Annotated in this window: 5 protein-coding genes; 2 read left to right on the forward strand and 3 right to left on the reverse strand. The window is 57.4% G+C overall.

Annotated elements, in window-relative coordinates:
* Window positions 1-1,385: acyl-CoA synthetase (locus AC1DRJ_RS17820; RefSeq protein WP_477803316.1), on the reverse strand; the 1,385-nt coding region annotated here is incomplete at its 3' end.
* A 229-nt stretch (window positions 1,386-1,614) separates the two neighbouring features.
* Between AC1DRJ_RS17820 and AC1DRJ_RS17825 the strand changes: the two genes are divergently transcribed.
* Both AC1DRJ_RS17825 and AC1DRJ_RS17830 read left to right on the forward strand, forming a co-directional pair.
* Window positions 1,615-3,888, forward strand: coding sequence for a PAS domain-containing sensor histidine kinase (locus AC1DRJ_RS17825; RefSeq protein WP_477803317.1), 2,274 nt, complete (start codon window positions 1,615-1,617; stop codon window positions 3,886-3,888).
* Between the two features lie 10 nt (window positions 3,889-3,898).
* Window positions 3,899-4,534 (forward strand): response regulator transcription factor, encoded by a 636-nt coding sequence (locus AC1DRJ_RS17830; protein WP_477803318.1) that lies wholly within the window; start codon window positions 3,899-3,901, stop codon window positions 4,532-4,534.
* 123 nt (window positions 4,535-4,657) lie between these two features.
* On the opposite strand, the gene AC1DRJ_RS17835 is transcribed toward AC1DRJ_RS17830, so the two are convergent.
* Both AC1DRJ_RS17835 and AC1DRJ_RS17840 read right to left on the reverse strand, forming a co-directional pair.
* On the reverse strand, window positions 4,658-5,464 hold the full coding sequence (locus AC1DRJ_RS17835) for a matrixin family metalloprotease (protein ID WP_477803319.1): 807 nt from the start codon (window positions 5,462-5,464) through the stop codon (window positions 4,658-4,660).
* A gap of 60 nt (window positions 5,465-5,524) precedes the next feature.
* A partial coding sequence (locus tag AC1DRJ_RS17840; protein ID WP_477803320.1) for a hypothetical protein occupies window positions 5,525-5,819 on the reverse strand: 295 nt, incomplete at its 5' end.

Raw genomic sequence — 5,819 nt, forward strand, 5'->3', positions numbered from 1 at the left:
CCCGGGTGGCGATAGAGCACGCCTTCGAGTTCGATGGTGGAGATGTTCTCGCCGCCCGAGATGATGATGTCCTTGAGCCGGTCCTTGATTTCGACGTATCCGTCGGGATGCCATACTGCCAAGTCACCCGTGTGGAACCAGCCGCCTTCGAACGCTTCGGCAGTGGCGGTCGGATTCTTCAGGTAGCCCTTCATGACGGTGTTGCCGCGCAAGAAGATCTCACCGATAGTCTGGCCGTCGCGTGGGGTGGGTTCCAGCGTTTTGCTATCGCCGACCATCACGCCTTCGAGCGTCGGGTAGCGAACGCCCTGACGCGATTTGATTTGCGCCCGCTTCTCCAGAGAAAACTCATCCCATTCGGCGTGCCAGGCGCAAACCGTCACTGGGCCATAGGTTTCGGTCAGGCCAAACACGTGAGTGACCTTGATGCCCATCTCCTCGACGGCACCGATCACTTTGGCCGGTGGCGCAGCGCCCGCGACCAACGCATGGACCGGGTGATCGATGGCCGCTTTGGCTGATTCTGGCATGTTCACCAGGGCATTGAGCACGATCGGCGCACCGCACAGGTGAGTGACCTGATGCTCGCGGATCAGCGTGAGCACTTTCTGCGGATCGACCCGGCGCAGGAATACGTGTACACCCGCCAACGCGGTAATGGTCCACGGATAGCACCAGCCATTGCAATGGAACATCGGCAGGGTCCAAAGGTAAACCGGATGATTGCCTATGGCCCAAGTCATCTGGTTACCCAATGCGCTCAGGTAAGCGCCGCGATGGTGGTAAACCACGCCCTTGGGATTGCCGGTGGTGCCTGACGTGTAATTCAGCGAAATGGCTTGCCACTCGTCGACCGGCCATTGCCAGTCGAATGCCGGGTCGCCTTCAGCCAGCAGTGCTTCGTAGTCCAGATCGCTAGCGGCTTGGCCTTCACCGTATTCCGGGTCATTGACGTCAATCACCAGAGGCGGGTGATCCAGCATGCCGAGCGCCGCATGGATCACGCCATGGAACTCACGGTCGGTAATCAACACCTTGGCTTCGCCATGCTGCAGCATGAATGCGATCGCCTCGGCATCCAGTCGGACGTTGAGCGGGTTAAGCACAGCGCCGATCATCGGTACACCGAAATGCACTTCAAGCATCTCGGGAATATTGGGCAGCATCACCGCCACCGTGTCGCCCCTGCCGATACCGCGACCGGCCAGCGCCGAGGCAAGACTCCGGCAACGGTTGTAGGTCTGCGCCCAAGTGCGGCGAATCGAGCCGTGGATAACGGCAAGGTGGTTCGGATAAGTGCTGGCGGTACGCTCGATGAAGCTGAGCGGAGACAAGGCAATGTGGTTGACAGCCGACGGGCCTAGGCCTTGTTCATAGATAGACATGTGCGGGTACTCGATGGCTGATTGTTAGCTCTATGGTTGACCTTGCAGCGTAGTCGCCGAGGCCACCTTCAAATTCCGGTCAACTTTATATAACATTCAGCCTCGCATATGGAAGTACAACCTATGGCGTATAGTACATATACTATATGTTCTTCTTCTGTCTCCAAATCGCTCCGCCCGCCATCGAAGGCTGATATATGCTTGGATTCCCTGACAACGTAGACCCGCAATGACCCTCACCCCTGTTCGATTGCACAGTTGGCTGCGCCTGCAGCGCGAGGGTGTTTCCCTGGCCGCCCGGGCCGATGCGTTGTGTCGGGCGCTACAGGATTGCCCGGAGGTGCAGCGGGCGGTTTACCTGAGTTGGCAGCCCAATGCGCGCATCTACAGTCATGAGGGCGCCGCCCAGCATTTCCCGCCTGGGCTTGGCGACCCGGCGCTGGCCAGCGATCAGCTGCTCTTTGAGCATTTGGTCGAGGCAGGGCGCCTGGACCTGGCTCAAGTCCGTCAACTCGATTGCTGGTTGTCCGGCCGGTTACGCCGGGCCGCGATCAGCCATGGCCAGGTATTTGATCTGGCCTTGCAGCCGGGGCAACCGGGCTTGTTGCTGGTGGAAGTGCGCGAAGGCGTGAGTCTCGATTGGCTGGGCTGGGTGCAGGATTTGCTGACGACGCTGCTGAGCAGCGTCAACGGCATGCTGCGCGGTTCGCCATTGCTGGGTCACGATCCGCAACCGAGCCTGTTGCTCGATGCGCAGGGTCGACCGCTGGAGTTCAACGCGGCACTGATGGCGCTGCTCGCCGATAAGTCGCTGACCGATATGTTGGGCTTTTTACCGGTCAATCATCGGGTGTTGGTTCGTGCCTGCCTTGACCAGCAACGCGCTGTCGAAGGTGTCGAGGCGCAGTTTGAAACGCAGATCCTGATCTGGACGTTTATTCCCGACCCCCAGGACAACCGGGTGCTCGCCCGTTGCCGCGACGCCACGGCTCAAGTGCTGGCGGAGCGTGAAGCAGCTACAGCACGACGGCTGTATCGGCTGATCATCGAAAACACGACCGACCTGATTTCCCGCCACACACCGGAGGGGCGCGTAATCGATGCGTCACCGGCATCCTGGACGTTGCTCGGTTACTGGCCCGAAGAGTTGCGCGGCCAACTGGCGCAAGGCCTGTTTCATGAGCAGGATCTGACCGGCCTCGTGCAGCGCGCACGCGATGCGCTGGAGCAGGATGGTTATCACACCATGACTTATCGCATCCGCCATCGCGACGGCCATTACCTGTGGTTCGAAACCGCCAGCCGGGCGATCCGGGAAACCTACACCGGGGCGGTGGTCGAAGTCGTCAGCGTCTCACGGGACATCACGGCCCGGGTGCAGGCCGAAGAGAACAAGCGACGCCTGGCGGAAGTGGTCGAGGCCTACATCGATCCGGTGTTGTTTATTGCTCCCGAGGGGCAAGTTACTTACCTCAATCCAGCCGCGCGACGCATCCTCGGGATTGATGAGCAACAACCCATGCCGGACCTGGTCGAGTTGTTCGCCAGTGGCGACCTTGCGCGTCTGCAACGCGATGGCTGGAGCGGCGCCGAGCGGGATGGTGTGTGGAGCACCGATGCGCGATTGCAACCACCGGCCGGTGGCACATCGGTGCCGGTGTCGCTGGTACTACTGGCGCATCGTTCCGCCGGCGGTGAGCGTTATTACTCATTGGTCGCGCGCGACATGACCGAGCGCGAGCTGCGGGAAGTGCAACAGCGCCGTCATCAGGATGAACTGGCACACACCGCACGATTGGTCACTCTCGGTGAACTGGCGTCGGGGATCGCCCACGAAATCAACCAGCCGCTGGCTGCCGTGGTCAATTATGCCAATGCGAGCCAGCGCTATTTACAGACGCTGGACTCCAATCCCCAAGCCGCTGCAAGAGTGACCCAGGGCCTGGAACGCATTACCCATCACGCCACCCACGCCTCCGAAGTGATCCGGCGGTTACGCTCCTTTTTGCGCAAGGGACAGCGTCGCATGCAGGCGCTGAATTTAACCGACGTCGCTCGCGAAGCCGTGCGTTTGTGTGACTGGGAGGCGAGTAATTGCCAAGTGACAATCGAGGATCGACTACCGGATAATCTGCCACCCGTTTATGCCGACCGCGTGTTGCTGGAGCAGGTGCTGCTCAATTTGTTGCGCAATGCCATCGACGCCAACCGCGAGCAACATCCTGGACAGCCTTCTCTGATCGTGATGGCCGCGGAGCAGGGCAGTGGCGCTTGTGTGGAAATCCGTGTGCGAGACCAAGGGCCGGGCGTCAGCGAGACGGAACTGGAGCAGATATTTACCCCGTTTTACACCAGCAAGGCCGATGGCCTGGGGCTCGGTCTGTCCATGAGTCGCAGCATCATCGAAGGTTTCGGTGGCGAATTGAATGCCCGGCGCCAGCCTGTCGGGCTGCTGATGTGTTGCCGCTTGCCGCTTGCCGGCCCAACAAAACAACAACAATAGGAATCAGGTAATGGCAGGTTTAACGGAGCACGTTGTGTACGTGGTCGATGATGATCAGGGCATGCTCGAATCGACGATCTGGCTATTGGAGTCAGTCGGGCTCAAGGCCTTGCCGTTTACCAGTGGCGTTGCGTTCCTCGATGCCTGCGATGCAAGCCTCGACGCCTGCGTGCTGCTGGACGTTCGCATGCCCGGCATGGGCGGATTGAATGTGCAGGAAGAAATGCGCGTACGCCAACTCAACCTGCCGATCATCTTCGTCAGCGGGCATGCGGATGTGCCGATCGTGGTGCGCGCGTTCAAGGCCGGTGCCCATGATTTTATCGAGAAGCCTTACAACGAACAGCTGTTGCTCGACAGCGTGCAACAGGCCCTCAGCAACTGTGCCGCCAATCGTTCGGGTAACCAGGGCCACGAAGCCTTGCAGGCGCGCATGCTCACCCTGACCCCGCGGGAGCGCGATATTCTGTTACCGCTGGTGCAGGGTTACACCACCCGCGAAATCGCGGAGCAACTGGGCGTGAGTGCAAAAACCGTTGATCTATATCGCGCACGCGTGATGAAACGCATGCAGGCCAACACCTTGCCGGACCTGGTAGGCATGGCCATCGCGGCGGGGATGGTCGATCCGCTGAAGTTGCGTTGAGCCCAGGCTCTTTGTACTTCCAATGTTGTCGGCTACTTCGTCAAGGTCCTCGCGAATCGACGTTGACTGCAAACTGGTGTTTACCGACTCACGGCGCCCGTTTGCTACTGGCTGGTGCGAATTTCATTTCAATAAACTATTTTTCGGCAGTTCTCTAAGGCTATGAAAAGGACTCACCAGGCGAATAACCGTACCGTTTATTTGAGTGATTTTTCCTGACCAAGCCAGCGAGTATATTTCCTTTAAATCATTCTTGTCATCTTCGGTAAGCTGGCTATCGGGGCCGTAGTTCATGATCGATACAGGGTTTTGGGATCCGAAAGGTACTGAAGGGTTATCTGCTTCTTTCTGCGGAGCGAACCAATGCCGAAGACCAAATACATGACCCAGTTCATGAATCAGTGTCTCGATCTGTTCAGCCCTGTCTTGTTTAAATAACGTTGGATATATCACTAAGTCATGACGGCCAGCGTCTGGGAAAAAAGCACTGGCCAAAACACAACCCATGACATTGCACCGCTCTACGTCTTGTATAACTATCTGGAAATCCCACGCGTYATCATTTTTGGTGAACTTCACTGGTGCTGCGTCCCCCCAGGCCTGTAGGGCGAGCGAAAACAACTCTTCGATTTTTTCTTTGGCCTCAGTAGGCGACTCAAACCTGGCCATCGACTGCTCTTGGAAACGCCACCTGAGTATTGAGCCTTCGCGCCAAAGGGGAATGAAGCCCTCAGAAGCATTTAGCTGCAGTTCCGCTGCGTTACGTTTATAGCCACGAGATTCTGTATCGCACACGATATCTGCATGCTTGCCGAAAACATGGACCTTTGACTTCATAACGAGATCATCCGGTTCAGCGGGCTTTAATCGAAATGGGGCGGGTAATGATTGGCTGCTTTTGGAATGGAGGGGGTCTTTTGACTTGCTCATGAGCGGCTCCCTGCACTTCGAGGTGCTGATTAGCAAAAAGGGGACGGATTTATTTTTCCTTTAAAATAATCTGGTGATTTGATTCAAGATCTGATCCTGGGTTTGAGTACTGGGTCTGTTGCGATAAGCCACTGCGAAAAAAGCAACGTCTTCGTAGTCGCAGCGAATCGAAACAGTCATACCTTCACGGAACCCAAAGACTGATACTTCTCCTGCATCAACATAATATCTCGCTTTTGTAAGAGCCGCTCTGGCGTGCTTCAGGCAGTCAGTTTGGTTGAGCGAGTGTCGTATCCAACTAGTCGTTACACGCACAGACGAAGTTTCGCTGTCATCGATAGGGGGTTGAGCAACT

Source organism: Pseudomonas sp. P5_B2 (genome assembly GCF_056400445.1).

Excerpts from the sequence above, each read along its gene's own strand:
- AC1DRJ_RS17825 (WP_477803317.1), top strand. The coding sequence starts at position 1,615 with ATGACCCTCACCCCTGTTCGATTGCACAGTTGGCTGCGCCTGCAGCGC.
- AC1DRJ_RS17830 (WP_477803318.1), top strand. The coding sequence starts at position 3,899 with ATGGCAGGTTTAACGGAGCACGTTGTGTACGTGGTCGATGATGATCAG.